This window comes from Streptomyces sp. NL15-2K, assembly GCF_030551255.1.
Classification (GTDB): Bacteria; Actinomycetota; Actinomycetes; order Streptomycetales; family Streptomycetaceae; genus Streptomyces.
In genome coordinates this window covers 3,317,555-3,342,016 of the sequence record NZ_CP130630.1, presented here as the reverse complement: position 1 = coordinate 3,342,016, position 24,462 = coordinate 3,317,555, and the positions used below count along the sequence as shown (strand labels likewise).

26 protein-coding genes, 1 other RNA gene and 1 pseudogene are annotated in these 24,462 nt (G+C 71.2%); 17 read left to right on the top strand and 11 right to left on the bottom strand.

Annotated features, from left to right (window positions below; all coding sequences use genetic code 11):
- Nucleotides 1-51: 51 nt before the first annotated feature.
- Both Q4V64_RS14625 and Q4V64_RS14620 read left to right on the top strand, forming a co-directional pair.
- Nucleotides 52-591 carry a SigE family RNA polymerase sigma factor gene (locus Q4V64_RS14625; RefSeq protein WP_124442687.1) on the top strand — a complete coding sequence of 180 codons (540 nt, stop codon included), beginning with the start codon at nucleotides 52-54 and terminating at the stop codon, nucleotides 589-591.
- On the top strand, nucleotides 591-1,412 hold the full coding sequence (locus tag Q4V64_RS14620; protein WP_172629398.1) for a hypothetical protein: 822 nt from the start codon (nucleotides 591-593) through the stop codon (nucleotides 1,410-1,412). Before Q4V64_RS14625 ends, Q4V64_RS14620 begins: the two co-directional genes overlap by 1 nt.
- A gap of 24 nt (nucleotides 1,413-1,436) precedes the next feature.
- Here the strand turns inward: Q4V64_RS14620 and Q4V64_RS14615 are convergent, their stop codons facing one another.
- Together Q4V64_RS14615 and Q4V64_RS14610 are read right to left on the bottom strand one after the other, a co-directional pair.
- A complete protein-coding gene (locus tag Q4V64_RS14615) occupies nucleotides 1,437-2,069 on the bottom strand; it encodes a response regulator transcription factor (protein ID WP_124442726.1) in 633 nt (210 codons plus the stop codon).
- A 49-nt stretch (nucleotides 2,070-2,118) separates the two neighbouring features.
- On the bottom strand, nucleotides 2,119-3,498 hold the full coding sequence (locus Q4V64_RS14610) for a sensor histidine kinase (RefSeq protein WP_124442727.1): 1,380 nt from the start codon (nucleotides 3,496-3,498) through the stop codon (nucleotides 2,119-2,121).
- Nucleotides 3,499-3,799: 301 nt separating this feature from the next.
- Between Q4V64_RS14610 and Q4V64_RS14605 the strand changes: the two genes are divergently transcribed.
- The 3 genes from Q4V64_RS14605 to Q4V64_RS14595 are packed head-to-tail and all read left to right on the top strand — an operon-like array spanning nucleotide 3,800 to nucleotide 6,741.
- Complete coding sequence (locus Q4V64_RS14605) at nucleotides 3,800-4,657, top strand: MaoC/PaaZ C-terminal domain-containing protein (protein WP_124442688.1); 858 nt, start codon at nucleotides 3,800-3,802, stop codon at nucleotides 4,655-4,657.
- Between the two features lie 29 nt (nucleotides 4,658-4,686).
- Entirely contained in the window at nucleotides 4,687-5,763 is a 1,077-nt protein-coding gene (locus tag Q4V64_RS14600) for a Zn-dependent alcohol dehydrogenase (protein ID WP_124442689.1), read from the top strand.
- 9 nt (nucleotides 5,764-5,772) lie between these two features.
- Entirely contained in the window at nucleotides 5,773-6,741 is a 969-nt protein-coding gene (locus Q4V64_RS14595; RefSeq protein ID WP_124442690.1) for a 3-oxoacyl-ACP reductase, read from the top strand.
- 104 nt (nucleotides 6,742-6,845) lie between these two features.
- Here the strand turns inward: Q4V64_RS14595 and Q4V64_RS14590 are convergent, their stop codons facing one another.
- Nucleotides 6,846-7,001 carry a hypothetical protein gene (locus Q4V64_RS14590; protein ID WP_172629399.1) on the bottom strand — a complete coding sequence of 52 codons (156 nt, stop codon included), beginning with the start codon at nucleotides 6,999-7,001 and terminating at the stop codon, nucleotides 6,846-6,848.
- Nucleotides 7,002-7,097: 96 nt separating this feature from the next.
- Nucleotides 7,098-8,288, bottom strand: a complete 1,191-nt coding sequence (locus Q4V64_RS14585; RefSeq protein ID WP_124442691.1) for a hypothetical protein — start codon at nucleotides 8,286-8,288, stop codon at nucleotides 7,098-7,100.
- A 187-nt stretch (nucleotides 8,289-8,475) separates the two neighbouring features.
- Between Q4V64_RS14585 and Q4V64_RS14580 the strand changes: the two genes are divergently transcribed.
- Genes Q4V64_RS14580 through Q4V64_RS14570 form a run of 3 tightly spaced genes read left to right on the top strand, consistent with a single transcriptional unit; the run spans nucleotide 8,476 to nucleotide 11,497 of the window.
- Nucleotides 8,476-9,339, top strand: coding sequence for a Nif3-like dinuclear metal center hexameric protein (locus Q4V64_RS14580; protein WP_124442692.1), 864 nt, complete (start codon nucleotides 8,476-8,478; stop codon nucleotides 9,337-9,339).
- Nucleotides 9,336-10,079, top strand: a complete 744-nt coding sequence (locus Q4V64_RS14575; RefSeq protein ID WP_124442693.1) for a C4-type zinc ribbon domain-containing protein — start codon at nucleotides 9,336-9,338, stop codon at nucleotides 10,077-10,079. The genes Q4V64_RS14580 and Q4V64_RS14575 overlap by 4 nt, the downstream gene beginning before the upstream one ends.
- An 11-nt stretch (nucleotides 10,080-10,090) precedes the next feature.
- Nucleotides 10,091-11,497, top strand: a complete 1,407-nt coding sequence (locus tag Q4V64_RS14570; RefSeq protein WP_124442694.1) for a bifunctional RNase H/acid phosphatase — start codon at nucleotides 10,091-10,093, stop codon at nucleotides 11,495-11,497.
- Here Q4V64_RS14570 and eda read toward each other — a convergent pair.
- The 4 genes from eda to Q4V64_RS14550 all read right to left on the bottom strand — a co-directional run bounded on the left by eda (nucleotide 11,472) and on the right by Q4V64_RS14550 (nucleotide 14,449).
- Nucleotides 11,472-12,116, bottom strand: coding sequence for a bifunctional 4-hydroxy-2-oxoglutarate aldolase/2-dehydro-3-deoxy-phosphogluconate aldolase (gene eda, locus Q4V64_RS14565; RefSeq protein WP_124442695.1), 645 nt, complete (start codon nucleotides 12,114-12,116; stop codon nucleotides 11,472-11,474). The genes Q4V64_RS14570 and eda overlap by 26 nt on opposite strands.
- 70 nt (nucleotides 12,117-12,186) lie before the next feature.
- Nucleotides 12,187-12,969 (bottom strand): peroxide stress protein YaaA, encoded by a 783-nt coding sequence (yaaA, locus tag Q4V64_RS14560; RefSeq protein WP_124442696.1) that lies wholly within the window; start codon nucleotides 12,967-12,969, stop codon nucleotides 12,187-12,189.
- A 92-nt stretch (nucleotides 12,970-13,061) separates the two neighbouring features.
- Entirely contained in the window at nucleotides 13,062-13,664 is a 603-nt protein-coding gene (locus Q4V64_RS14555) for a hypothetical protein (protein WP_124442697.1), read from the bottom strand.
- Nucleotides 13,661-14,449: a MerR family transcriptional regulator gene (locus tag Q4V64_RS14550; protein ID WP_124442698.1), complete on the bottom strand. Its 789-nt coding sequence runs from the start codon at nucleotides 14,447-14,449 to the stop codon at nucleotides 13,661-13,663. The genes Q4V64_RS14555 and Q4V64_RS14550 overlap by 4 nt, the downstream gene beginning before the upstream one ends.
- A 163-nt stretch (nucleotides 14,450-14,612) precedes the next feature.
- On the opposite strand from Q4V64_RS14550, the gene Q4V64_RS14545 reads away from it, so the two are divergent.
- Together Q4V64_RS14545 and Q4V64_RS14540 are read left to right on the top strand one after the other, a co-directional pair.
- Nucleotides 14,613-15,191, top strand: coding sequence for a Uma2 family endonuclease (locus Q4V64_RS14545; protein WP_124442699.1), 579 nt, complete (start codon nucleotides 14,613-14,615; stop codon nucleotides 15,189-15,191).
- A gap of 1 nt (nucleotide 15,192) precedes the next feature.
- The gene (locus Q4V64_RS14540; protein WP_124442700.1) at nucleotides 15,193-16,020 is read left to right on the top strand and encodes an AraC family transcriptional regulator; all 828 of its coding nucleotides are present in this window, start codon (nucleotides 15,193-15,195) and stop codon (nucleotides 16,018-16,020) included.
- Nucleotides 16,021-16,094: 74 nt separating this feature from the next.
- Here Q4V64_RS14540 and Q4V64_RS14535 read toward each other — a convergent pair whose 3' ends face one another.
- Both Q4V64_RS14535 and Q4V64_RS14530 read right to left on the bottom strand, forming a co-directional pair.
- Nucleotides 16,095-16,454 (bottom strand): hypothetical protein, encoded by a 360-nt coding sequence (locus tag Q4V64_RS14535; protein WP_124442701.1) that lies wholly within the window; start codon nucleotides 16,452-16,454, stop codon nucleotides 16,095-16,097.
- A 156-nt stretch (nucleotides 16,455-16,610) separates the two neighbouring features.
- Nucleotides 16,611-16,853, bottom strand: a complete 243-nt coding sequence (locus Q4V64_RS14530) for a hypothetical protein (RefSeq protein ID WP_253267211.1) — start codon at nucleotides 16,851-16,853, stop codon at nucleotides 16,611-16,613.
- 83 nt (nucleotides 16,854-16,936) lie between these two features.
- On the opposite strand from Q4V64_RS14530, the gene rnpB reads away from it, so the two are divergent.
- The 4 genes from rnpB to Q4V64_RS14510 all read left to right on the top strand — a co-directional run bounded on the left by rnpB (nucleotide 16,937) and on the right by Q4V64_RS14510 (nucleotide 21,081).
- Nucleotides 16,937-17,342, top strand: an RNA gene (gene rnpB, locus Q4V64_RS14525) — RNase P RNA component class A.
- A gap of 199 nt (nucleotides 17,343-17,541) precedes the next feature.
- Nucleotides 17,542-18,864, top strand: coding sequence for an aminotransferase class I/II-fold pyridoxal phosphate-dependent enzyme (locus tag Q4V64_RS14520; RefSeq protein WP_124442728.1), 1,323 nt, complete (start codon nucleotides 17,542-17,544; stop codon nucleotides 18,862-18,864).
- A 64-nt stretch (nucleotides 18,865-18,928) separates the two neighbouring features.
- Nucleotides 18,929-19,822 (top strand): dihydrodipicolinate synthase family protein, encoded by an 894-nt coding sequence (locus Q4V64_RS14515; RefSeq protein ID WP_124442702.1) that lies wholly within the window; start codon nucleotides 18,929-18,931, stop codon nucleotides 19,820-19,822.
- Nucleotides 19,823-19,833: 11 nt separating this feature from the next.
- Nucleotides 19,834-21,081 carry an MFS transporter gene (locus tag Q4V64_RS14510; RefSeq protein ID WP_253267213.1) on the top strand — a complete coding sequence of 416 codons (1,248 nt, stop codon included), beginning with the start codon at nucleotides 19,834-19,836 and terminating at the stop codon, nucleotides 21,079-21,081.
- 40 nt (nucleotides 21,082-21,121) lie between these two features.
- On the opposite strand, the pseudogene Q4V64_RS54970 reads toward Q4V64_RS14510, so the two are convergent.
- Nucleotides 21,122-21,405, bottom strand: a pseudogene (locus tag Q4V64_RS54970) (hypothetical protein); the annotation flags it as partial.
- A gap of 99 nt (nucleotides 21,406-21,504) precedes the next feature.
- Here Q4V64_RS54970 and Q4V64_RS14505 point away from each other — a divergent pair.
- From Q4V64_RS14505 to Q4V64_RS14495, 3 genes are all read left to right on the top strand, one after another.
- Nucleotides 21,505-22,008, top strand: coding sequence for an amidase family protein (locus tag Q4V64_RS14505; RefSeq protein ID WP_124442703.1), 504 nt, complete (start codon nucleotides 21,505-21,507; stop codon nucleotides 22,006-22,008).
- A 135-nt stretch (nucleotides 22,009-22,143) separates the two neighbouring features.
- On the top strand, nucleotides 22,144-23,142 hold the full coding sequence (locus tag Q4V64_RS14500) for a LuxR C-terminal-related transcriptional regulator (protein ID WP_253267214.1): 999 nt from the start codon (nucleotides 22,144-22,146) through the stop codon (nucleotides 23,140-23,142).
- Nucleotides 23,139-24,416: a helix-turn-helix domain-containing protein gene (locus tag Q4V64_RS14495; protein ID WP_124442704.1), complete on the top strand. Its 1,278-nt coding sequence runs from the start codon at nucleotides 23,139-23,141 to the stop codon at nucleotides 24,414-24,416. Before Q4V64_RS14500 ends, Q4V64_RS14495 begins: the two co-directional genes overlap by 4 nt.
- The last annotated feature ends 46 nt before the right edge of the window (nucleotides 24,417-24,462 follow it).

Below are 24,462 nucleotides of genomic sequence, written 5' to 3'. Positions count from 1 at the left end.
GGCAACGGTCCGGGCGGTTCGTGGACTCCTTTGTTCATCTAGGAGGTGCCCATGGGGGATCGCAAGGAGGCTCGGGACGAGGAGTTCCAGAGCTTTGTCACCGGCCGCTGGCCGCGGCTGATGCGGACGGCATTTCTCCTCACGGGGGAGCAGCACGCCGCGGAGGACCTGGTCCAGTCGACGCTCGAACAGGTCTATGTGGCCTGGCGCAGGGTCGGCTCGGCGGACGAGCCGGAGGCGTATGTACGACGCGTGATGATCAACGCACACGCGCGCAAGCACCGCAGAAAGCTCAGGGAGTTCCTGGCGCCCAAGGACGACTCGGGACTCGTGCACGAGGTCGCCGACACCGGTGACCGCATCTCCCAGGCCGACGACCGGGGCGTCCTGCTGAAGGCGCTCGCCCAACTGCCCGCGCGGCAGCGGGAAGCGGTGGTCCTGCGGTACTGGGAGGACCTGACCGAAACCCAGACCGCCGAGGCGATGGGGTGTTCGGTCGGCGCCGTGAAGAGCAACGCGGCGAAGGGAATCGCGAAACTCCGCGCCATACCGGGTCTGGCGGAGATGGTGACGAGCGGAGGGCGGACCTGATGAGCGCGGACCGGGAGACGAACCACGACATGACCAACAGCGACATCGCCCTCCTGCTGGCCGACGCCGCGGACGAGGTCGAGATCGGCATAGCCCCCTACCAGGCGGTGATCCGCGGCGGCCGACGCCGTCGCGCACGGCGCTGGGCGCTGGCGGCGGCCACGGCCCTGGTGCTGTCCGGCTCCTCGGCGACGCTGGCGGTGGCTGGGCTGCCGGGTGGGGAAGAGGGGCGGAAGGGGGCGGTGGCCACGCGGCCGTCGCCGTCGACGACCTCGTCGCCGGACGTGTTCACGGCCCAGCGGACGACGCTGGCGATCGGGCAGGAGAACGGCAAGGAGTGGCGGGTCCTGATCGACGTATGGGCGGCGCCGCGCGACGAGGTGGAAGCGCAGGGCCAGTTGGCTGCGATGGGCGAATACGGGGAGACGCCCTCGGACGTACGTGAGCCCTCCCAACTGGTCGGCAAGAGCTCCTTCTTCGTGCGCCGGGGCGACGGTGACCGGGTCTCGACAGTGATCGAGGACGTGTTCACCGCGGAGGACGCCATGTCGGGCACGGACGTCGAAGCCGCGGCGATCGCCCTGAACATCGGCTCCGACGGCCCTTACCGACTGGTCATCGGCCAGGTCGCCACGACGGCCCAGCGTGTCGTGTGCAGCTGGAAGAACGGCACGACGACCGAGGTCGACAGGGCACCCTCGAACACCGAGATCAACAGTGACGAGATGGCGATCCGTAGCGCCGAGGGGTCACCGCACGACTGGTTCGTGTGCCTGGCGCCGAAGGGTACGGAGTACGAGTCGGTGGAGGTGACGAAATAAGGAGGACCGGGTGGGCCGGCCTGTCTAGAGCCACCCCTGATGCCGCGCCTCCCGCATCGCCTCCATGCGGTTGCGGGTGCCCGTCTTGCCGATGGCGGAGGAGAGGTAGTTGCGGACCGTGGACTCCGAGAGGTGCAGCTTGGCGGCGATGTCCGCGACGGTCGCGCCGTCTGCGGAAGCCTTGAGGACGTCGCACTCGCGGGCCGTGAGCGGATTGGGACCGGCGCTGAGCGCGGCCGCGGCGAGCGCCGGGTCGATCACGGTCTCGCCGGTCAGCACCCGGCGGATCGCGGCGGCCAGTTCCTCCACGGGGCCGTCCTTGACGAGGAAGCCGGTGGCTCCCGCCTCCATGGCCCGGCGCAGATAGCCGGGTCGGCCGAAGGTGGTGAGGATCAGCACGCGGCAGTCGGGTGCCTGGTCGTGGAGTTCGGCGGCGGCGTCCAGGCCGCTCATGCCGGGCAGTTCGATGTCCAGGAGCGCGACGTCCGGGCGGTGGGTCAGGGCCGCGTCCACGATCGCGTCACCGGCGGCCACCTGGGCCACCACCTCGATGTCCGGCTCCATCCCGAGGAGCAGGGCGAGCGCCCCGCGCATCATCCCCTGATCCTCGGCGAGCAGAACTCTGATGGATCTGGAGGGCCGGTGGTCCCGGGGCATCTCGTTCACGGCCCAAGGGTAGGGCGCGGGGTCCGGCCTCGCCGTGGGATCACAGGGGAGGCGTACCCGCGTCACGCGCCGCACCCGTCAACTCCGCCGACCCCATCGGCGACCGCACCGATGTGGCCCGCAACTCCACGGACCCCGCCCGCAACTCCATCGACCCCGCCCGCAACTCCACCGACTCCACCGGCAACTCCGCCGTCACCACGAACCCGCCCCGCGCTCCCGGCCCGGCCGTCAGCGAGCCTCCCGCCGCGGCCAGGCGTTCCGTCAGCCCTGTCAGTCCGGTGCCGGGTCCCGTGCGGGATCCGATGCCGAAGCCCTCCCGACGCCCGGCCCCCGCGCCGCCCCCGGTGGCGTCGGCGCTGACCCCACCCGTGCCGTCGTCCGTCACCATCAGCCGCGCGCGCTCCGCCGCGTTCGCCACCGTGATCTCGCAGCGGCTCGCCCCGCTGTGCCGGACGACGTTCGTGACCGCCTCGCGTACCACCCAGCCCAGCAAGGACTCCGTCTGCGCGGGGAGCGGGGTGCCCGACCGGCTCAGGACCAGTTCGACGCCCGCCGCGGACAGCGCCGAGCGCGCCCGGTCCAGTTCCGTCGTCAGGCTGCCCTCGCGGTAGCCGGTCACCGCCTCGCGGATCTCGGTCAGCGCCTGGCGGCCGACGGACTCGATGTCGGTGATCTGGTCCAGAGCGGCCGTGAGGTCGCGGTCGGCCAGCCGCCGCGCCGCCTCCGCCTTCACCACGATCACCGACATCGTGTGACCGAGCAGATCGTGCAGGTCGCGGGAGAAGCGCAGCCGCTCCTCCTCCACCGCGCGGCGCGCCAGTTCCTCGCGGGCCGCCCGCAGCTCCCGTACGGCTTCGGACAGGGACAGGATCGCCGCCGTCACCATCGTGGAGATCCACGTGGCGTACGCGATGTCGAGGCCGCCCCAGCCGTCCTGGAAGACGGAGGCCGCACCGGCGAGCACCGCCACGACCGTGCCGGCCCAGCGCAGCTGCGGCATCCGTACGACCGCGCCCGTCGCGAGGCCGAACAGGGGGAAGAACAGCAGCCAGTTGCCGCCGTAGCCCATGGCCAGACCGCAGGTCACCAGGCCCAGCAGCACCAGCGCCAGCCGCGTGGAGGGCGCCTCCCGCGCCTCCTTCACGAAGGCGCGGAACGCCACGTAGATGTAAAGGGAGTTGAAGGTGATCAACCCGAGGCCGCCGATCCACGGGTTCGGGGTATCGCCCTGGAAGAGGTTGGAGCAGGCGCCGATGCCCATGAGCAGCCACGGCAGCAGGCTGACACCGTTGGGGGGTGGGCCCGGGTGCCGGGAGCCCTTCTCCTCGTAGGACTGTCGCTGATCCTGCGCGTGCTGGTGCGCCAACTGCCACGCGTCCATGCGACACGAGATCTTGCGCAGCCGGGGCCCGGACATGTTCCTTCGCTGGGACATGGATACGACGCTACGCACCCGTCCTCCCGCCGGGCAGATGCGCGTGTACGGACTCCGGCAGGACAAATGTCACGGCGACGCTCAGCTGACACTCCGTCAGGAGCCTTCGGTCAGGAGCCTTCACAACTCCGGAGTGCTGGGCTATACAGGGGGCGCCGGACTGGAACGCGTTCTAGATCGGCCCGAGTCGACCTCGGTGCGGCCGACGGTGCGGACGGCCGTACCGAGGTCTCTGAGCGATCAACCGACAAACCGGTCAAGCGATCAACCGATCAGGAGCCCCATGCCCATCGACGCAGCCAAGGCCATGGCCGCAGAACCCCGTACCGGCGAGATCGCCTGGAAGCAGAAGGACGTCCAGCTCTACCACCTCGGCATCGGCGCCGGCGTCCCCGCCACCGACCCCGACGAGCTGCGCTACACGCTGGAGTCCCGGCTGCACGTCCTGCCGAGCTTCGCCACCGTCGCGGGCGCCGGCTCGCCCGGCGTGATCAGCGGCCTGTCCATGCCCGGCATCGACGTCGACCTGGCCCGGGTCCTGCACGGCGGCCAGAGCCTGACCCTGCACCGCCCCATCCCGGCCGAGGGAACGGCGACCGCGACCTCCCGCATCGCCGCCGTGTACGACAAGGGCAAGGCGGCCGTCCTCGTCATGCGCACCGAAGTCGCCGACGCCGAGGGGCCGTTGTGGACCAACGACGCGCAGATCTTCGTACGGGGAGAGGGCGGATGGGGCGGCGACCGCGGGCCGTCCGTCCGGCTCGAACCGCCCGCCGGCGAGCCCGACAAGGTCGTCGAGCGGCCGATCCACGAGGACCAGGCCCTGCTCTACCGCCTCTCCGGCGACTACAACCCCCTGCACGCCGACCCCGAGTTCGCCAAGCTCGCCGGATTCGAGCGGCCCATCCTGCACGGGCTGTGCACCTACGGCATGACGCTCAAGGCGGTCGTCGACACGCTGCTCGGCGGCGATGTGAGCCGGGTGCGCTCGTATGCCACTCGGTTCGCCGGAGTCGTGTACCCGGGGGAGACGCTGCGCGTCCGCATGTGGCGCGGGGAGGGCGCCGTCCGGGTGGCCGTGAACGCGGTCGAGCGGGATGACGCGGCCGTCCTCGCCGACACCGTCGTCGAACACTCCTGAGCCAGCCCACCGTCGAGGGGAGCCGCACCATGCGCGCAGCCGTACTGCACGAGATCGGCCAGGACAAGCTGGAGGTCTTCGACGACGTCGAGGCGGTGGGCTTCGGCCCCGGCCGGGCGAGGATCCGGGTGCGGGCCACCGGGCTGTGCCACTCGGACCTGTCCGCGATGGGCGGCGTACTGCCGCAGCCGGCGCCGTTCGTGCCCGGTCACGAGGGCGCTGGCGAGATCCTCGAAGTGGGCGAGGGCGTGAGCCACTTGAAGCCCGGCGACCGGGTGGTCGTGTGCTGGCTGCCCGCCTGCGGCTCGTGTCCCGCCTGCAAGCGCGGACAGACCGAGCTGTGCCTGGCCGGGTTCATGAACGCCGGCACCCCCAACTTCAAGCGCCCCGGCGGTGAGGTCTTCGGCTTCGCCGGTACCGGCACCTTCGCCGAGGAGGTCGTCGTCGACGCCGGGTGCGCGGTGCCGATCCCCGACGACGTGCCCTTCGACATCGCCGCCCTCATCGGCTGCGGGGTGACCACCGGACTCGGCGCCGCGCTCAACACCGCGGACGTGGAGGCCGGTTCGTCGGTCGCTGTCATCGGCTGCGGCGGCGTCGGCATCTCCGCCGTCCAGGGAGCCAGGCTCAAGGGCGCCGCCGAGATCGTCGCCGTCGACCCGGTCGCCTCGCGCCGCGAGTCCGCGCTGAAGTTCGGCGCGACGAAGGCGGTCTCGCCCGACGAACTGGCCGACGCCAAGCAGCAGATCACCGGCGGCGAGGGCTTCGACTACGTCTTCGAGGTCGTCGGCAGGTCGGCCACCGCCCGGACGGCGTACGAGACCACCCGGCGCGGCGGAACGCTCGTCATCGTCGGCGCGGGCGCCATGGACGACTTCCTCCAGCTGAACATGTTCGAGCTGTTCTTCGACGAGAAGCGGATCCTGCCGTCCATGTACGGCGGCGGGGACGTGCTGCGCTCCTACGAGCGGACCATCGCCCTGTGGCGGGCGGGCCGCGTCGACCTGGCGGGCCTGATCACGCACCGGGTGCCGCTGACCGAGATCAACGAGGCCCTCGACCAGATGCGTACGGGGACCTCGCTGCGTACGTGCATCGAGATCTGAGGGCCTTGTATGTCACTGCCGCACAGGTCACTTCCGCACAGGTCACTGCCGCTCGAGGGACGCGCCGCGATCGTCACCGGCGCAGGACGCGGACTCGGGCGGGCCGAGGCGCTGGAGCTGGCCCGGCTCGGCGCGGCCGTCGTCGTCAACGACTACGGGCAGCCCGGCCGGGACGGCTCGGGCGAGGCCTCCGCCGCCCCCGCCGAACGGGTCGCCGCCGAGATCCGGGCGGCGGGCGGCACGGTCCTCGCCCACACCGGGGACGTCGCCGACTTCGAACAGGCGGCGCGGCTGGTGGAGTTGGCGGTCGCCGAGTTCGGCCGGCTCGACATCCTGGTCAACAACGCCGGCATCCTGCGCGACCGGATGGTCTTCTCCATGACGGAGGACGAGTGGGACGCGGTGATCCGCGTCCACCTCAAGGGTCACTTCAACACCACCCGCTTCGCGGCAGCGCACTGGCGCGAGCGGTCCAAGGCGGCCGACGGGCCGGTGTACGGGCGGATCGTGAACACCTCGTCCGAGGCGTTCCTCGCGGGCTCCGCCGGACAGCCCAACTACGCGGCGGCGAAAGGCGGGATCGTCGGACTGACGACATCCACGGCCCTCGCCCTCGCCAAGTACGGGGTGACGGCCAACGCCATCTGCCCGCGCGCCCGCACCCGTATGACCGAGGACGTCTTCGCGGGCTTCGACCGACCGGTGGAGGGGCTGGACCCGCTGGCTCCCGAGCATGTGGCGCCGCTCGTCGGCTACTTGGCCTCGCCCGCCGCCGAGCGGGTCAACGGGCAGCTGCTCGTCGTGCACGGCGGCATGGTGGCGGTCGTCGAACGGCCGCGTGTGCAGGCCAAGTTCGACAGCAAGCAGGAGGCTTTCACCTACGACGAGCTGGACGCCGTACTCACTCCGCACTTCGGGCAGCGGCCGCCGGGGGAGACGTTCGCGGCGGCGGAGGTGCTGGGGCTCAAGAGGCAGTAGGCAGCCCGGCCAGTTGCGGGCATTCCAGTTGCGGGCATCCAGTTGCAGGCATACGGAAAGGGGCCCGCGCGTCGGCTGACACGCGGGCCCCTTCTTGCATACCGTCAGGCAGCCGCCTCGGTTTCCTCGACCGGCTTGCGGTGACGGCCCCGAGGGGCCGTCTCGCTGTCGTGGTCCGAGACCGGACCCCGGTGCCGACCGTGGCCGGCGTCTTCCTGGGTCTCGGTGGGCAGCGGCTCCATGGTGCTCGTGTCGCTCATCGGAAAGGTTCACCCCGTCAACATGATCTTTCTAACAGCCGGGCGAGTTTAACCGTCGCCCTACGGGGCGAATCCAGGCGGCCACGCCAACCGGCACTACTTCGTTACAAGACGTGCCAAGGGCGCTTGCTGCAACGGCACGGGGCGGGGTGCTACGGGAGTCGGGGGGTCCGGTTCATCGAGTTCCTCTGCTTCATCTGATTCGCTTTTTTCATTGGGTTCGCTTGATTCGTTTGGTGCCGATGCGGGCTGTGCGGCCGTAACGTCCGGCACCGCCACCCGAGCCACCCCGCACGGCACCTGGGCCGTGGCGTACGGCAGTTGGAGCACCCCGTCCCCGGTCCACAGCCCGGCTCCCGTCAACCACCCCTCGGGCGCCGGGAGATGGCGCATCTGCCGCTCGGCGGGCCGCCACACCCCGACCCAGCTGCCGAGCGGGCCGTCGACACGCAGGGCCACCGCGCAGTTCTCCGGCGTCAGCACCTGCCCCGGCTGGATCGCGAACGGCGTGACACGGCAGTGCGCGGGGCGCAGGCACTCCGGGAAGCGCACCGGCAGTGTGCTGCCCAGCACGCCCCAGCCCACCCGGTCCTGTCCGGGCGACGGCGCGTCCGAGCGGATCAGCAGCAGTCCGCTGTCGGGGTCGGCGAGCAGCAGCCGGTCGTCGCTGTCGGCCGCGATCTGCAACAGGGGCGAGACCTCGCCGCCGCGCTCCAGATCCACCACGACCGTCTTGGTCCGGCCGCCGGCCTCCCGGTCGAGCGCCAGCATCCGTCCCGTACGGTCCAGCCACGCCCCGCCCGAGCAGCGGCCCGGGACCTCGGCGAGGTACTCGGGCCCGAAGGCCCCGCCCGCCACCAGCCACACCACGCTGGAATGCCGGCCCACGGCGAGGGCGTACGCCGTGTCGCCGCCCGGCGCGGGCGGCAGCAGCCGCAGCCGGGTGCCCTCGTCCGGGCACTCGACCGCGCCGAGCGGCAGTTCGCCCGTGCCGGGGCCGGTCGGGTAGAGCAGCGAGAAGGTGTGCCGCCCGTCCGCGTACCGCCGGATGAGGACCCGCCCGTCGCCCATCGGCTGCACCTCGGTGCCTGGCTCCTCCGGCTGGTGGCCGGGCAGTGGTACCGCGTACGGCTCGGGGCCGTCCAGTGTCCAGCGCTCCGGGAACCAGCAGTCGCCGGCCGGCGCGAGGCGGGCGGCGTAGGCTCCGTCCGCGGTGATGGTGCAACCCGGTCGCGCGGTCCGGTCGTCCTCGTCTCCCGCGGCAGGCTCGATGGCACAGGCTGTCATCGTGCGGTCACCTCCAGCGACGAAGCTAGTTTTCGTACGCACAGACGGGGGACCGGCCGACGGCCACTTCACACATAAGGGTGGCCGAGGAACGATTCGCCTGAGGGAACCGGGGCGAATGTGCTGGGCGGGGCCAGCGGCGGCGGGCCGGTTCAGTGGGGGAGAACGGCCAGGTAGCCTTTTGTTCGTGCCCCGTCTGTCTGAAGTCATCACCGCGCTGGAGAACCTGTGGCCCGCCGAGCGGGCCGAGTCCTGGGACGCGGTCGGCACCGTCGTGGGCGACCCCGACCAGGAGGTCTCCCGGGTCCTGTTCGCCGTCGACCCGGTCCAGGAGATCGTCGACGAGGCGGTCGAGCTGGGCGCCGACCTGCTGGTCACCCACCACCCGCTCTACCTGCGCGGTACGACGACGGTCGCGGCCTCCACGTTCAAGGGCCGGGTGGTGCACACCCTGATCAAGAACGACATCGCGCTGCACGTGGCCCACACGAACGCGGACAGGGCCGATCCGGGCGTCAGCGACGCGCTGGCCGGTGCCCTGGACCTCCGTGTCGTACGACCGCTGGTGCCGGACCCGACCGACCCGGAGGGCCGCCGGGGCCTCGGCCGGATCTGCGAACTGGACCACCCGGTGAGCGTCCGCGAGCTCGCCGCCCGGGCCGCCGAGCGCCTGCCCGCCACCGCACAGGGCATCCGGGTCGCCGGCGACCCCGACGCGATCGTCCACACGGTCGCCGTGAGCGGCGGCTCCGGCGACAGCCTGTTCGACGACGTCCGCGCGGCCGGCGTCGACGCCTTCCTCACCGCGGACCTGCGCCACCACCCGGCCTCAGAGTTCACGGCGGCCGTCGCCCCCAGCCCCCTCGCGCTGCTCGACGCGGCGCACTGGGCCACCGAATGGCCCTGGTGCGAGCTTGCCGCCGCCCAGCTCGACGAGATCTCCGACCGCAACGGATGGGACCTGAGGGTCCACGTCTCGAAGACGGTCACCGACCCCTGGACCGCCCACGCGGCCTCCACCCCTTCTGATTCATCTGGAGCCCCCAACTGAACGCCGCGCCCGCAGACCAGATCCGACTCCTCGACGTCCAGGACCTCGACGTCCGCCTGCAGCAGCTCGCGCACAAGCGGAGGTCGCTGCCCGAGCACGCCGAGATCGAGTCGCTGACGAAAGATCTGACTCAACTGCGCGACCTCCTCGTGGCCGCGCAGACCGAGGAGAGCGACTGCGCCCGCGAGCAGACCAAGGCCGAGCAGGACGTGGACCAGGTGCGCCAGCGCGCCTCCCGCGACCAGCAGCGCCTGGACTCGGGAGCGATCACGTCCCCCAAGGACCTGGAGAACCTCCAGCGCGAGATCGCCTCGCTCGCCAAGCGGCAGGGTGACCTGGAGGACGTCGTCCTGGAGGTCATGGAGCGCCGCGAGTCCGCGCAGGAGCGGGTCGCCGAGCTGACCGAGCGGGTCTCCTCCGTCCAGTCGAAGATCGACGACGCCACGGCCCGCCGTGACGCGGCCTTCGAGTCGCTCGACGGCGAGGCTGCCTCGGTGACGAAGGAGCGCGAGGTCATCGCGGGCGCCGTGCCCGCCGACCTGCTCAAGCTCTACGACAAGCTGCGCGAGCAGCAGGGCGGCATCGGTGCGGCCAAGCTGTACCAGCGCACCTGCCAGGGCTGCCGCCAGGAGCTGGCGATCACCGACATCAACGAGATCCGCGCGGCGGCGCCCGACACGGTCGTCCGCTGCGAGAACTGCCGTCGCATTCTGGTGCGAACCTCCGAGTCCGGCCTGTAGGGGCGTACGCGGTGCGGGAGTTCATCGTCGAGGCGGACGGCGGGTCGCGGGGCAATCCGGGGCCCGCGGGCTACGGCTCCGTGGTGCTCGACGCGGCGACGGGTCAGACCCTGGTCGAGGCGGCCGAGTACCTCGGCGTCGCCACGAACAACGTGGCCGAGTACCGGGGCCTGCTGGCGGGCCTGCGCGCCGCCCACGAACTGGACCCCTCCGCCACGGTCCACGTCCGCATGGACTCCAAGCTCGTCGTCGAGCAGATGACGGGCCGCTGGAAGATCAAACACCCCGGCATGAAGCCACTGGCGGCGGAGGCGGCCCTGGTCTTCCCGCCGGGCCGGGTCACGTACGAGTGGATCCCCCGCGAGCAGAACAAACACGCGGACCGGCTCGCCAACGAGGCGATGGACGCGGGGAAGAAGGGGGAGCAGTGGTCGGCGTCGACGTCGAAGGCGGACCTGGACACGCGCGCCGCGAGGACCGCGACTCCCGAGCCGTCGGGCCCTCCGGGCGACGCCACGGCGGGCGCGGCACGGGCGCGGGCGGCCATGGCGGGTGGGCGAGGGACGGCGGCTGAGTCCGCTGAGGCTGGTGCGGCAGCTGAGACTGCTGATTCCTCCGTTCCCGCCGCCAAAACCGCCGCCAAAACCGACGCCAAAGCCGACGCCAAAGCCGACGCCAAAGCCGACGCCAAAGCCGACGCCAAAGCCGGCGTCAAAGCCGCCACCAAAGCCGACGCCGATGTGCGCGCCGCGCGTACCGTGGCCTCGTCGCCCGGGTGGGCGCCCGCCGACATGGGCGCGCCCGCGACCTTCGTACTGCTCCGGCACGGTGAGACCCCGCTGACCCCGCAGAAGCGGTTCTCGGGCAGTGGCGGCACCGACCCGGCCCTCTCCGACGTCGGCCGGGAGCAGGCCGAGCGGGTCGCCGCGGCGCTGGCCAGGCGCGGCACGATCCAGGAGGTCGTCGCCTCCCCCCTCGCCCGTACCCGCGAGACCGCCGGCATCGTCGCCGCCCGTCTCGGCCTCGAGGTCACCCTCGACGACGGCCTGCGCGAGACCGACTTCGGCGCCTGGGAGGGGCTCACCTTCGCCGAGGTGCGCGAACGCTATCCCGACGACCTGACCACGTGGCTGGCCGACCCGGACGCCCAGCCCACCGGTGGCGGCGAGAGCTTCACCGCCACGGCCACCCGCATCGCCGCCACCCGCGACAAGCTGATCGCGGCGTACGCGGGCCGCACGGTCCTGCTCGTCACCCACGTCACCCCGATCAAGACGTTCGTACGACTCGCCCTCGGCGCCCCGCCCGAGTCCCTGTTCCGCATGGAACTGTCGGCGGCCTCGCTGTCGGCGGTGGCGTACTACGCGGACGGCAACGCCAGCGTCCGCCTCTTCAACGACACGTCCCACCTGCGCTGAGTCCGGCCGCCGCCCGGGCCAGCGCCTCGACGCGCCCCCAGTCACGGCCGGCGACCGCGTCCTTCGGCAGCATCCAGGTCCCGCCCACACAGGCGACGTTGGGCAGCGCCAGGTACTCCGGCGCGGAGTCCGGTCCGATGCCTCCGGTCGGGCAGAAGCGCGCCTGCGGCAGCGGCCCGGCCAGCGACTTCAGATACGCCGTACCGCCCGCCGCCTCGGCCGGGAAGAACTTCATCTCCCGCACCCCGCGCTCAAGGAGCGCCACCACCTCGGACGTGGTCGACACCCCCGGCAGGAACGGCACCCCCGACGCCCGCATCGCCTCCAGCAGTACGTCCGTCCAGCCCGGGCTGACCAGAAAGCGCGCGCCCGCCGCCACGACCTCGCTCACCTGCGCCGGCGTGACGACCGTGCCCGCCCCGACCACCGCATCCGGCACCTCCGCCGCGATCGCCCGGATCGCGTCCACCGCGACCGGCGTCCGCAACGTCACCTCGATCGCGGGCAGCCCACCCGCGACCAGCGCCCGGGCGAGCGGCACGGCGTCGGTGAGGTCCTCGACGACGACCACCGGGACAACGGGCGCGAGATCCAGCAGCGATGAGGTCATGGCCCTCATCCTGCCCGCCCACGCGCAGCATGCGCAAAGGGTGTTGCATATAATGCAATGCAGTGGCAATGCAACGGCCTCAGTGGACCTCCGTCACCAACACATCCAGCGCCCACGCCTTCCCCGCCCCCGCGGGGGCCTGAGCCTCCACGACGTACCCGAGATCCCGCAGCGCCTCCACCAGCTCCGCCGGACCCTTGGGAGCGGCCCCGGCCGACAGCAGACTGCGGACGATCCGCCCCTTCGTCGCCTTGTTGAAGTGGCTGACCACCTTCCGCGTCGGCGCGTGCAGCACCCGTACGGTCGCCGTCCGCCCCGCGACCTCGCCCTTCGGCTTCCACGCCGCCGCGTAGGCGGAGGGCCGCAGGTCCAGCAGCAGCCCGCCCCCGGCCGCCTCGGGCAGCGCCGCCGCCATCGGCGTACGCCAGTGCGTGCCCAGCGCCCCGAGCCCGGGCAGCCTCACCCCCATCGAGCAGCGGTACGACGGGATCCGGTCCGTCACCCGGACCGCACCCCACAACCCCGAGAACACGAGCAGGGAGCGGGAGGCCCGCCGTTTCGCGGCCGCGTCGAGAGAGGCCAGGTCGAGGGCGTCGTACAGCACACCCGTGTAGATCTCCCCGGCGGGCCGCGCGCCCGCCGTCCGCAACTCCGCGTTCTTCGCGACCTCGCCCCGCAGCCCCTCGCTCAGCCCGAGCACCTCGCGTGCCTTGCCCTCGTCGCCCACGCACAGTTCGACCAGCTCGTCGAGCACGGCCCCACGGGCCTCGGTGAGCCCCGGCAGCGACAGCGACTCCAGTCTCAGGGGGGCGCCACGGCCGGAGGGCGCCTTGCCTTCGGAGGGCGGCAGCAGGACAAGCACGGGGGGATCTCCTTCGGTCGAGCTCTGCGACAGCGTACGGCGTGTCACCTGGCAGGCTCCGGCCGTCCTCCCGGAGGTACGGGAGGTGCGGCTCACACAGGCCGATCCGGGAGCGGCGAAAGCGCGCTTCGCGCCCGCGTGATCGCCCGGACGAACGCGGTGGCGTCGTCGGCGTGACAGCGGACGAGACGCACCTCCCGGCGGCGGCCGAGGAAGGTGAAGTGGGGGACGGGCTCGGTGAGTTCGAGGGTGACGGAGGTCTGGGCGCCGATGGCGAGGTTCAGTTCGCCGTCGGCCCGCTCGTGGACGGTCCGCAGTTCCCGGCGTACGGACGCGATCTTCTCCAGCGGTATGCGCAGATCGACATGTCCGGCACGGCGGATCCGCAGCGAGCCGCCCTCCAGTACATGCGGCCGGACCACGCTCGCCGCGTGCATCGCGACGACGATGACGATCCCGTACACGTCCAGGACGAACACCACCGCGTGCACGGTCGGCCAGTCGCGCAGCAGCACGGACATCGCCACCGTCTCCACCAGGCACACGAACGCGAAGCCGAACATCATCGCGCCCTGCCCGCCGACGTAACCGAACGCCCGCCCGCCTTGGGTGCCGTGGGTTCGCCTCGCCGCCCACAGCACAAGGCTCACCAGCAGCCGCACCTCGTGCCGGGCCAGGACCAGCGCCGTCCTCATCGGCGCCCCTCGGACAGGATCCGCAGCGCACGGCGGATCGCCTCGGCCTGCGCGGGTGCGAAGTCGGCGTAGAGGGCACGCAGAAAGCTGTGGATGGGGGTCCCCCCGCTCGAGCGAAGCCGAGAGTGGGGGAGGTCGATGTCGGCCTCCGGGAGCATCTCGTGAGGAATCAGCTCGGCGAGGACGCGGGCCGCCTCCGTCACCCGGGGGTCGTCCGGGTCGGCGTCCGCGAGGTCGTCGAGCAGCGCGTACGTCTCGTGCGCCCGCGCCACCGCCTCCGGGCTCCCGAAGGCGGTACCCAGCAGGGCCGCCATCCGCTCCCGCGCCTCCGGCGTCGCCGCCGTGTCGATCAGCGCGAGAATCTCGCGGTCCTTGGCGGCCATGGGGGAGTCGGACGGCTGCCCCACCTCGCTGAACAGGGCCGCCAGCTGGGGCGAGACCGGCCCCTCGACGGGCAGACCGCCCTCCTCGTCCAGCAGGGCGCGCAGCCGCGTCCGCCGCTCCCGGATCGCCGCCTCCTGCCGGGCGAGATCCTGGTCCAGCTCGGTGAGCACCTCGACGAGATCCTTCCCCGCGTCCTCGGCGAGCACGTCCCGCACCTCGGCGAGACCGAGCCCCAATTCGGTCAGCCGCCGGATCCGGGCGAGCACGACGGCGTGCCGGAGCGTGTAGCTCCGGTAACCGTTCGCAAGCCGCTCGGGCTCCGGCAGCAGCCGCAGGTGGTGGTAGTGCCGCACGGTCCGCGTGGTGACGCCGACGGCCGCGGCGAGTTCTCCGATCCGCATGGGAACAGTAGAGACGTTGACGTTGCGGCAGGGTCAAGCGCGCGGCTCGGCGCCTGACGGTGGCCGTGATCGTGTGCCACGATCGAGGGAACGGTTCCCGATCTCACGGACAGGTGATCCGGCGATGTCCCAGTCTGGCGAGCGACCGAAGGGGGGGCGTGACATGACTGCCATGGCCCATGAGCCGCTCACGCAGGAAGAGATCCTGCTGGAGGGGTTCCTCGCCTTGGACACCCCGGAGGGTTTCCGGGCGGAGCTGATCGAGGGGGAGATCGTCGTGACGCCGCCGCCGGACGGGGACCACGAGGACTACATCGGGCTGATCGTGAGCCAAGTGATCAGGAAGTCCCAGACCGACATGCAGTTCTCCGGGAACAAGGGCTTGAAGTTGAAGAAGGCGGACGGATGTCCGACGGATCACGTAATTCCGGACGGCACCTTCGCGCCCACGAAACTGCGGCTCTACCGGGGTGCTGATTCCTGGATGCCCTGCGACGGCGTCGCCATGGTCCTGGAAGTGACCTCGTCCAAGCCCAAGGCCGACCGTGAGGTCAAGCGCCGCTGCTACGCCCGCGGCGGCATCCCCCTCTACCTGCTCGTCGACCGCAGTGCTTCCTCGGTCACGCTGTTCAGCGACCCGGAAAACGATGACTACGGCCGACTCTGCAGCCTCGCCTTCGGCAAGCCACTCACGCTCCCCGAGCCCTTCGCCTTCGACCTCGATACATCGGACTTCCTCTGACATGCGTGAGCAGGCCAAGTGGACCAGGGCACGCCTCGGCCGCTGCGGCCCCCCGCTCGACCTGCTCACCGCCCGCTTCGACCGACACGTCTACGCCTCGCACACGCACGAGCAGTTCAGCATCGGCATCTGCGTCGCAGGCTCCGAGGTCATCGACTACCGGGGCGACCACCTCCGCCCCGGCCCGGGCTCCATCGTCGTACTGGCCCCCGGCGAAATGCACACCGGCCGCCCCGCAGCCTCCGACGGCGGCTACGCCTACCGCGCCCTGTACCCCGACCTCGCCCTCCTCACCGAAGGCACCCTCGGCGGCGGCCCCCCGTACTTCCGCGAGCCCCTCCTCGACGACCCCGAACTCGCCACCGCCCTCAGCCGCGCCCACACCGAACTCAGCGCCTGCCCCGACCCGTTGGAGACGGAGTCCCGCCTCCCGTGGCTGCTCACGGCGCTGGCCCGCCGCCACTCCACCGCCCGCGCGGTGAGCGACACCGTGCCCGGCGCCGCTCACATAGCCCACGCCGTACGGGACCGGCTCGCCGACGACCTCCTGGCGCCCCCGTCCCTCGCCGATCTCGCCGCCGACCTGGGGCTGTCCCGCTACCAACTCCTGCGTGCCTTCCGTACGACGATGGGGATACCGCCGTACGCCTGGCTGGCGCAGTACCGGGTGAACCGGGCCCGCGGACTGCTGGAGTCCGGACTGAAGCCGGCCGAGGTCGCGGGGCTGGTGGGCTTCGCCGACCAGGCGCACCTCACCCGCTGGTTCCGGCGGGTGCTGGGGGTGACGCCGGCGGTGTACCGCAACAGCGTTCAAGACGGGCGCCGCTGATCCGGTGAGCATGGCCGCATGACTGCACGCGGCTGGTTTCTGTTCTCCCTGATGGGAGTGGTCTGGGGCATCCCCTACCTGCTGATCAAGGTGGCGGTGGACGCCCCGCTGTCCCCGTCGATGGTGGTGTTCACACGCTGCGCGCTGGGCGCCGCGCTCCTCCTCCCCTTCGCGATACGCCAGGGCGGCCTGCCCCACACCGTACGGACGTACTGGCGGCCGATGCTCGCCTTCGCGTGCATCGAGATCATCGGCCCCTGGTGGACCCTGACCGACGCCGAACGCCATCTGTCCAGCTCCACGGCGGGCCTGCTGATCGCCGGGGTCCCGATCGTGGGAGTGGCCCTGGCCCGCTTCTTCGGCGACACGGAGCGCTTGGGGATACGCCGCATGACCGGCCTGGGCCTGGGCCTGGCCGGCGTCGGGGTCCTCACGGTCCCGCACCTGACGGGCGGGGACGCCCGCTCCCTCGCCGAGGTGCTGCTGACGGTCCTCGGCTACGCAATGGCCCCCCTGATCGCGGCGCGCCACCTGAAGGACGTCCCGACCCTCCAGCTCATCGCCCCCTGCCTGGCCCTCGCGGCCCTGGTCTACGCCCCCGCGGCGGCGGTGACCCGGCCCGCCGAGCTGCCCTCCACCGAGGTCCTGGCGGCGCTGGCCGCCCTGGGCGCCGTCTGCACCGCGGTCGCCTTCGTGGCCTTCCTGGAGCTGATCAAGGAGGTGGGCCCGACGAGGGCGACAGTCTTCACGTACGTCAATCCGGCGGTCGCGGTGGCGGCGGGCGCGATCTTCCTGGACGAGCGGCTGACGGCGGGCATCGTGGCGGCGTTCATGCTGATCCTGGCGGGGTCGGTGCTGGCGACGGCGGCAGGACCGAAGACGGACCGGGGGCCGGTAGCATGGTCGACACGGCAGACGAGCCGGGCGGACGGCCGCGTGGAGTCCCTCAGGGGGCTTCCCGAGGAACGTCCGGGCTCCACAGGGCAGGGTGATGGCTAACGGCCACCCGGGGTGACCCGCGGGACAGTGCCACAGAAAACAGACCGCCGAGTGCTTTGGCGCTCGGTAAGGGTGAAACGGTGGTGTAAGAGACCACCAGTGCCCAGGGCGACCTGGGCAGCTAGGTAAACCCCACCCGGAGCAAGGTCAAAAGGAGCCGCCGTAAAAAGCGGCTCTGCGCGGACGTTCGAGGGCTGCCCGCCCGAGTCCGCGGGTAGACCGCACGAGGCCGGCGGCAACGCCGGTCCTAGATGGATGGCCGTCGCCCCGAGGACCGCGAGGACTTCGGGGAACAGAACCCGGCGTATAGCCTGACTCGTCTGCCGCTCCTTATTTCATTCCGGGCATTGATCGTGGTCCGACGCCAGTCTGTAGTGGACATTCAGTTGTCGGATGCGATGAGTCGCTGAAGGCGCGCCAGGTGGCTCCTGCGGGTGGCCATGGGTCCTGGTGGTCCGTAGGCGTCGACCTATTTTTTGGCATAGGACAAAAATGCTAGGGTCGATGCCCGGAGGTGATGACGTGCGGATCAGGGGGACTACCGCGGCTGAGATCGCAGGCAGTGTCCGGGACCAGGTCGCTTCGGGAGAGCTGGCGCCGCGGGCGGTGCTGCCGCCGGTGCGGGCGCTCGCCGCCGAGCTGGGTGTCAACCGGAACACGGTGGCCCTGGCGTACCGGCGGCTCGTGGAAGCCGGGGTGGCCGAGACCCGGGGGCGCGGCGGTACGGTGATCGCGGCGGTGCCGCGGCTGGCCCGTGAAGGCGTCGGGGCCGGGGGCGACTGGGTCGACCTGGCCAGCGGCAACCCCGATCCGGAACTGCTGCCCGACATCCTGGCTGCTGCGGCAAGGGGTGGGCGCTACCGCCAGCCCCTGTACGGCGTGCCCGCCGTCGACGCGGGGCTGGCCGAGTGGGCTTCAGCCGACTTCGCCGAGGACATCGAGCAGCCGTTCCGTACGCTGGTGGCGCACGGAGCGGTCGACGCCACCGAACGCCTCCTCAACGCCCACCTCACCCGCGGCGACACGGTGGCGATCGAGGACCCCTGCTTCCTGGCGAGCATCGGCACGCTGCGGCTGAACGGCTACCGGTCCGCGCCGGTCCAGGTCGACGCCGCCGGCATGCGTCCCGACGCCCTGCGGGCCGCACTGGAGGACGGTGCCCGTGCGGTCGTCTGCACACCCCGCGCCCACAACCCGACCGGTGCGAGCCTCACCGAGGAACGGGTGGCCGACATCCGCGCGGTCCTGGCCGACCACCCCCAGGTCCTGGTGATCGAGGACGACCACTTCTCAGCGGTCTCCGCACGGCCTTACCACCGAATCACCCCGCCGGCCACCGCGCGCTGGGCACTGGTGCGGTCCGTGTCCAAGTTCCTCGGACCGGACCTGCGTCTCGCCCTCGTCGCCGCCGACGCCGAGACGACCGTGCGCCTGGAGGCGCGGTTGAGCGCCGGCACCACATGGGTCAGCCTCCTGCTGCAGCACATCGCCCGCGAACTGCTGCTCGACCCCGGCGTCCATGAACTCCACGAACGCGCCCGCGAGGCATACGCACACCGCAGCGGCCTGCTTGTCGACCGGCTGCACGCCCATGGCATCGAGGTCCCTTACCGGCCCGACGGGCTGAATGTATGGGTCGAACTGGACGTCGACGGCCGGTCGGCGGTCGAAGCCCTGGCACAGCGGGGCTGGGCTGTCCGGCCCGGCCACCTCTTCGTCCGTGACCCGTCCACCCACCAGGGCGCCATCCGGGTCACCAGCTCCACCATCAGCGAGCCGCAGGCCGAGGCGTTCGCCGCCGAACTCGCCGCAGTCGTAGCGGAATTGCGTACGACCGGCAGCTGACCATGACCGTTCTCTCGCCCTCGAAGTCCTGTGAAGCCCTATGAATTGCCTTGGAGGAGTCATCATGTTCCGTGGCCTGAGCGCCTTCCCCCTCACGCCCACTGATGAACAGGGCATCGACGAGGCGGCGTACGCCACGCTCGTCGTTCGCCTCGCAGCCGCCGGCGTGGACTCGATCGGTGCGCTCGGCTCCACGGGTGGGTATGCCTATCTCACCCGGGAACAGCGTGCCCAGGCCGTGAAGATCGCGGTCGAGGCAGCCGATGGCGTGCCGGTCATGGTCGGTATCGGCGCGCTGCGCACCGCCCATGTCCTGGCGCTGGCCGAGGACGCGCAGAAGGCGGGGGCCTCCGGTGTGTTGCTTGCTCCGATGACGTATCAGCCGCTCACCGAGGATGAGGTGTTCGGCCTGTTCGAGGATGTCACCCGCGAGTTGTCCGTGCCGCTGTGCGTGTACGACAACCCCGGCACCACGCATGTGCACTTCACCGACGAACTGCACGGCCGGATCGCCCAGTTGCCGCATGTCGGCTCGATCAAGATTCCCGGTGTGCCCGAAGACCCGGCGCAGGCCAAGGCCAGGGTCGACGCACTGCGGGCGCTGATCCCGGAGGCGGTCACCATCGGTGTGAGCGGCGACTGGACGGCCGCCCGAGGTCTGAGTGCCGGGTGCGACGCCTGGTACTCGGTCATCGGCGGTACGTTCCCGCAGACCGCTCTCGCTCTCACTCGCGCTGCTCAAAGTGGAGACGCCGGACGGGCGTTGGACCTGTCCGACGAGCTTGAGCCGCTGTGGGCGCTGTTCCGCCGCCACGGCAGCCTGCGTGTCATGTCCGCTGCCGCTTCTCACCTCGGTCTGACGGGGGAGCCGAACCTGCCGCTTCCCCTGCGCGCGCTGGACGAGGTCGCACGTCAGGACGTCGTCGCCGCGCTGAGTGTCCTCAAGCTCACCGCCTGAGCGTGCGCGCCGTGAACCATTGGACCACCGGGACCGGAGCGGAAGCGGCGAGCGTGTCGACTTCGACGGGTGGCCGCGGGGGCGGTCTGGTGCGTTACGTCGTCGCCGCGGCCCTGGCCCGCACTGCCGACGGGGGAGCGGTCGTCGCCGTCATCCTGCTCGTCACCTCGTCGGGTGGCTCGGGGACGCTCGCGGGTGCGCTCGGCGCGTGCATCACCGCACCGCATCTGCTCGGCCCGTTCGTCGCCCGCCCGCTGGACGTCGCGCGGGACGGACGCAAGGTCATCGCGTCGGCCTGCCTGTTGTACGCCGTCGTGCTCACCACGGGTGTCCTGACGTATGCCCGTGTGCCAACCGTGGTGACCGCGCTGCTGCTGGCCGTGGCCGGCACCTGTGGCCCCCTGCTGACCGGCGGCATCAGCAGCCGGCTGCCCGCGATCGTCGGACCGGAGACGCGGACCCAGCGGCGGGCGCAGGGCTGGGATGTGGCCACGTACGGCATCGGTGGCACTGTCGGTCCCTCTCTCGTGGCGGCGCTGTCGGGCTGGGCCTCCCCCTCCGCTGCCGCTCTTGCTCTGGCGGGCGGTGCCGGTGTCGCGGCGGGTGGCGTGCTCCTCCTGCCCTACGCGCCTGCGGCCCACGGTGGGGACAGGGCTGCGATCCTCAAGCCGGGGCCCACGCTGGCGCTGATGGCTCGCACCGGCCAGCTGCGGCGCACCGTCTACCTGACCATGATCGTCGCGCTCGGTGTTGCCGCACTGCCGATCACCGCGGTGCACATGACCAAAGTCCTGGGTATCGACACATCCACCGCGGCGGTGCTGACCGCCGCCTACGGGCTCGGCAACCTGGTCGGCTCCGCGGTGGTGATGGTCTTCCCGCTCACCGGCGATCCGGACCGCCTCATGCGCCGCCTCGCCCTGGGGGTCGTGGTCGGCCTCGGCATGGTTGCCGCGAGCCCCGTCTTCTCCCTGTCCGTGGCGGCGTACGGGCTGACAGGACTCCTCAACGCCCTTTTCTTCGCCGCCACTTTGGCTGCCCGCACCGAGTACGCGCCCGTGGGGGTTCGCGCTCAGGTCTTCATCTGGGTGGCGGCCTTGAAAATCACGTCGGGATCCGCGGGCACCGCCCTCGCCGGTTCTCTCACGGGCTTGGACGTCCGTCTTCCTCTGCTCCTCGGCGCCGCCGGGATTTCGGCGGCTGTCCTGGCGGCGACGCTCGAGAAACGGACCGCAGGGAGCCTCGCAGGTTCACGCTGACCGAGCATGGCGGGCACCTCTCGGGTGCCCGCCGAGCGAGTCACCCGACGCGCGTCGCGGCTTTGGCTGTCTCCGACCGGAAGCCGTGGCCGAGCTCGGGCGCGAGCCCGTGGTAGTGGCGGAAGCTGTAGATGAGCGGGCTCCACACACCGGGGTCGATGTGGTGTAGATGAGCGGGCTCCACACACCGGGGTCGATGTGGTGCGTGCCGGGTACGACGATGCGCTCGTCGGCGTGGACCCGGACCACCTCGCACTCGACGGACAGGAACCGGCCCTTGCAGTCCGGGCTCAAGGCGATGGACCTCGCCTCCAGCTGGAGGGGAAATCGCCGCGATCGCCTCGGCGGGCCGCTCGGCCCCCGAGGCCACCCGGACTCCGGCAGCGGCGCAGATCGGGCTGGCACGCCCATCCGGGATCCGGCATGCCGTTGTCCTTCACCGGCTTCGCGGTGGAGGGCCCGATCGCCAGGACCGTCGGCGACGTACGCCTCGCGCTGCGGGTCATGCAGGCTCCGGATCCTCGGGACCCGATCGCCGTGCCCTTCGAGTCCCCGAGGTACGACGCCGGCCAGACGCCTAAGCGAGTGGCGATCGTGACCGATCCGGGCACTCACTCCTTCGCCGGCCGGGGCCGTCCCGAGACGGAGGACGCGGTGCGGGTGGCGGGCACCTGGCTCGCCGAGTCCGGCTACCAGGTGGAAGAGGTGTCTCTCCCCCTCCTGGACGACCGGTGCCGTGAACTTGTAACCCACCAGTGGGCGAACACCGGGCACCGTTCCTGGGGCTGCCGGGTCTCGGTATCGGGGCGGTCCGTGACGGTGGTGCACCTCTGGGCATCCAGCTCATCGGCCGTGCCTTCGACGAGGAGTCGCTGTTCCAAGCCGCCGAGGTCATCGAACGGCGGTCGGGCCTCACCACCCCGATAGACCCTGTTCGCCGGGCCTGAGGATCCGGCTGTCGGCGGCGGCTCCCTCGGGCGGGCTGCCGCCGGCTGCCGACGCAGCCGTGGTCCTGTGGCTTCCGCCACGGCGGACGACGCACCTGTGGCCTACGCTCAGCGCATGGCGGAGGCTCCCCGCACCACAGCCCGACTGCTGGACACGGCCCTGGCGGTACGCGAAGCCGCGTTGCATGCCGCGCGCGGCACGGCAACCGTCGACGGAGTCCTCACAGCTCTTGCGGACCTCGTCCCCTTCGAGATGGCCGGTTTGTCCAGGTGGGACGAGGCTGCCGGCCGTCACGTCAATCTCACCGACGCCATGCCGCGTGCCGCGGCCGGACTCATCGAGACCGAGTTGCACCGGGATCCGCTCTTCGCCCGCATCCAGCGCACGCGCGAGGCTCTCTGGCTGTCGGACATGCCGCGGCAGCTGCGCCGCATGTCGTCGATCGTGCGCGACATCGTCGAACCGTCGGGTTTCACCGAGGGCACCACCCAGTGCCTGTTCACCACGGACGGCCGCTACGTCGGGGTCCTCAACATCGGAGTGACCCGGCCGTCCGAGCACCTCCTCCCGGTCCGCCCCGTGGTGACCATGCTCACCGACTCCCTGGCCGCCGTGGTCGATGGCCTGCGGCAAAGTGACACAGGCGACCAGCCGTGCGAACCGGGCGACGGCGTCTGGGCCATGACCGTTCCTGATTCCCCAGGTGCGCCGTTCGTGTCCGTCAACGGCGGCCTGCTACGGCGTCCTGGGGCCGACGGGGTCTTGCTGAGCGATCGCATCCGCACCACGGCACGGTCTCGGCCGTTGCCGACGACGATCCTCGTGATCCACGCGCAGCAAGTGCTCGAAGTGCGTCTGACACGGTCCGGCACCGCGACCCAAGCCCTCTGTCGGCCATGCGCTCGTCCCGGCGGACTGTCTCTCCGCGAACTCCAGGTCATGGCCGAACTGACCTGCGGCCGGACGAACCGCGAGATCGCCGGCAACCTGTCGATCGCAGTGCGCACCGTCGCCACGCACATCGAGCACATCTTCGCCAAACTGGACCTTCCCAATCGCGCCGCAGCAGCCGCCCGAGCGGCCGCTTGGGGGCTCGAGCCGATCCAGCCATGACGCCGGACAGCGTGCACCGATTCATCCGCAGCCTGGTCGGCGAGGAGAGCGACCTTCCAACCGAAGGCGCCGCGGCCGAGGCAGAGGGGGCACTTCCGGAGTCGGCGGCGGTGTGGGCGGCGCGGCTGAGCCGTCACCTCCTCGAGAAGACCATTTCCACGATGTCCCCCGATGAGGCGAGCACGATGGCCGCGGTCCTGCCGGGCGCGGTCGAGCAGCGTCTCATGGTGATGCTCCGCAGGCTGGACGGTGACACTGCTCCACTCGGACTCGCTCCCGAGCAGGTGGCACTCATGCACCGGTTGGTGCACGTCGGGCAGCCTTACACCCACTTCCTCCTGGGGTTGCAGACGACGCGGCGCGAACTCACCGACCAGGTGATCGAGCATCTGAACAAGTATCAGCCCGAGCATGAGCGCCCAGCCCTCATGCGGTTCCTGATCCCGTCCATCGGGGCGTTCTTCGACGAGACCCTCGACGCGATGCTCAGTGAGTACCTGGCGGAGCGCGAGCGGCTCATGGCGCAGGAACTGTCGAACCGGCAGCGGATGATCTCCGCCCTCGTGGCGGGTCAGCCCGTCGCGAGCGAACACGCCCTCGACGTCCTCGGCGTAGACCTCGACCACCATCACCTGGCCCTGGTCCTGTCCCCGGTCGACAGCAGCGGGCCGGCACTGGACGTCCACAGCGACATGGGCAGGACGGCCGCCGCCGTGGCGGACTCCCTCGGCGCCGGCCCGCCGCTGACCTTCCTTCCCGACTCCGCTCCGATGTGGTGCTGGATCAGCAGGCCCACACCGTTCCCCGACGACTGCACCGACGCCCTGTCATCCGTCTGCGCCCAGCGACCGGTGCACATCGCGGCGGGGGTACCGGCATCCGGAGCGGCAGGCTTCCGGCGCAGCCACCTCGCGGCGCTCGACGCGCACCGGGTGGCGGAGACCGCGGGTGACCGGGCGCTGACGACGTACCACGACGTCGGACTCGCCGCGCTCCTCAGCGCGGACCCGGAGCGGGCACGGTGGTTCGTGGGCGAAGAACTGCGCGACCTCGCCGCAGAGGATCCGAAGACCGCCGACCTTCGCGCCACCGCCCTCGAGTACCTGAGAACGGGCCAGAACCTGCTCAGCACCGCCGCCGCGCTGCACGTCCACCGCAACACCGTCGTATACCGTCTGAGGAACATCGAACGCCTGCTCGGCCGAAGGCTTGAGGAACGTCCACTGGAGATCCATGCCGCCCTGGCTCTCATGGAGCGGATCGGAACGCTGTGACGGTCCTGTTCCGCACAAGGCCAGAACAAGGCCAGAACAAGGCCAA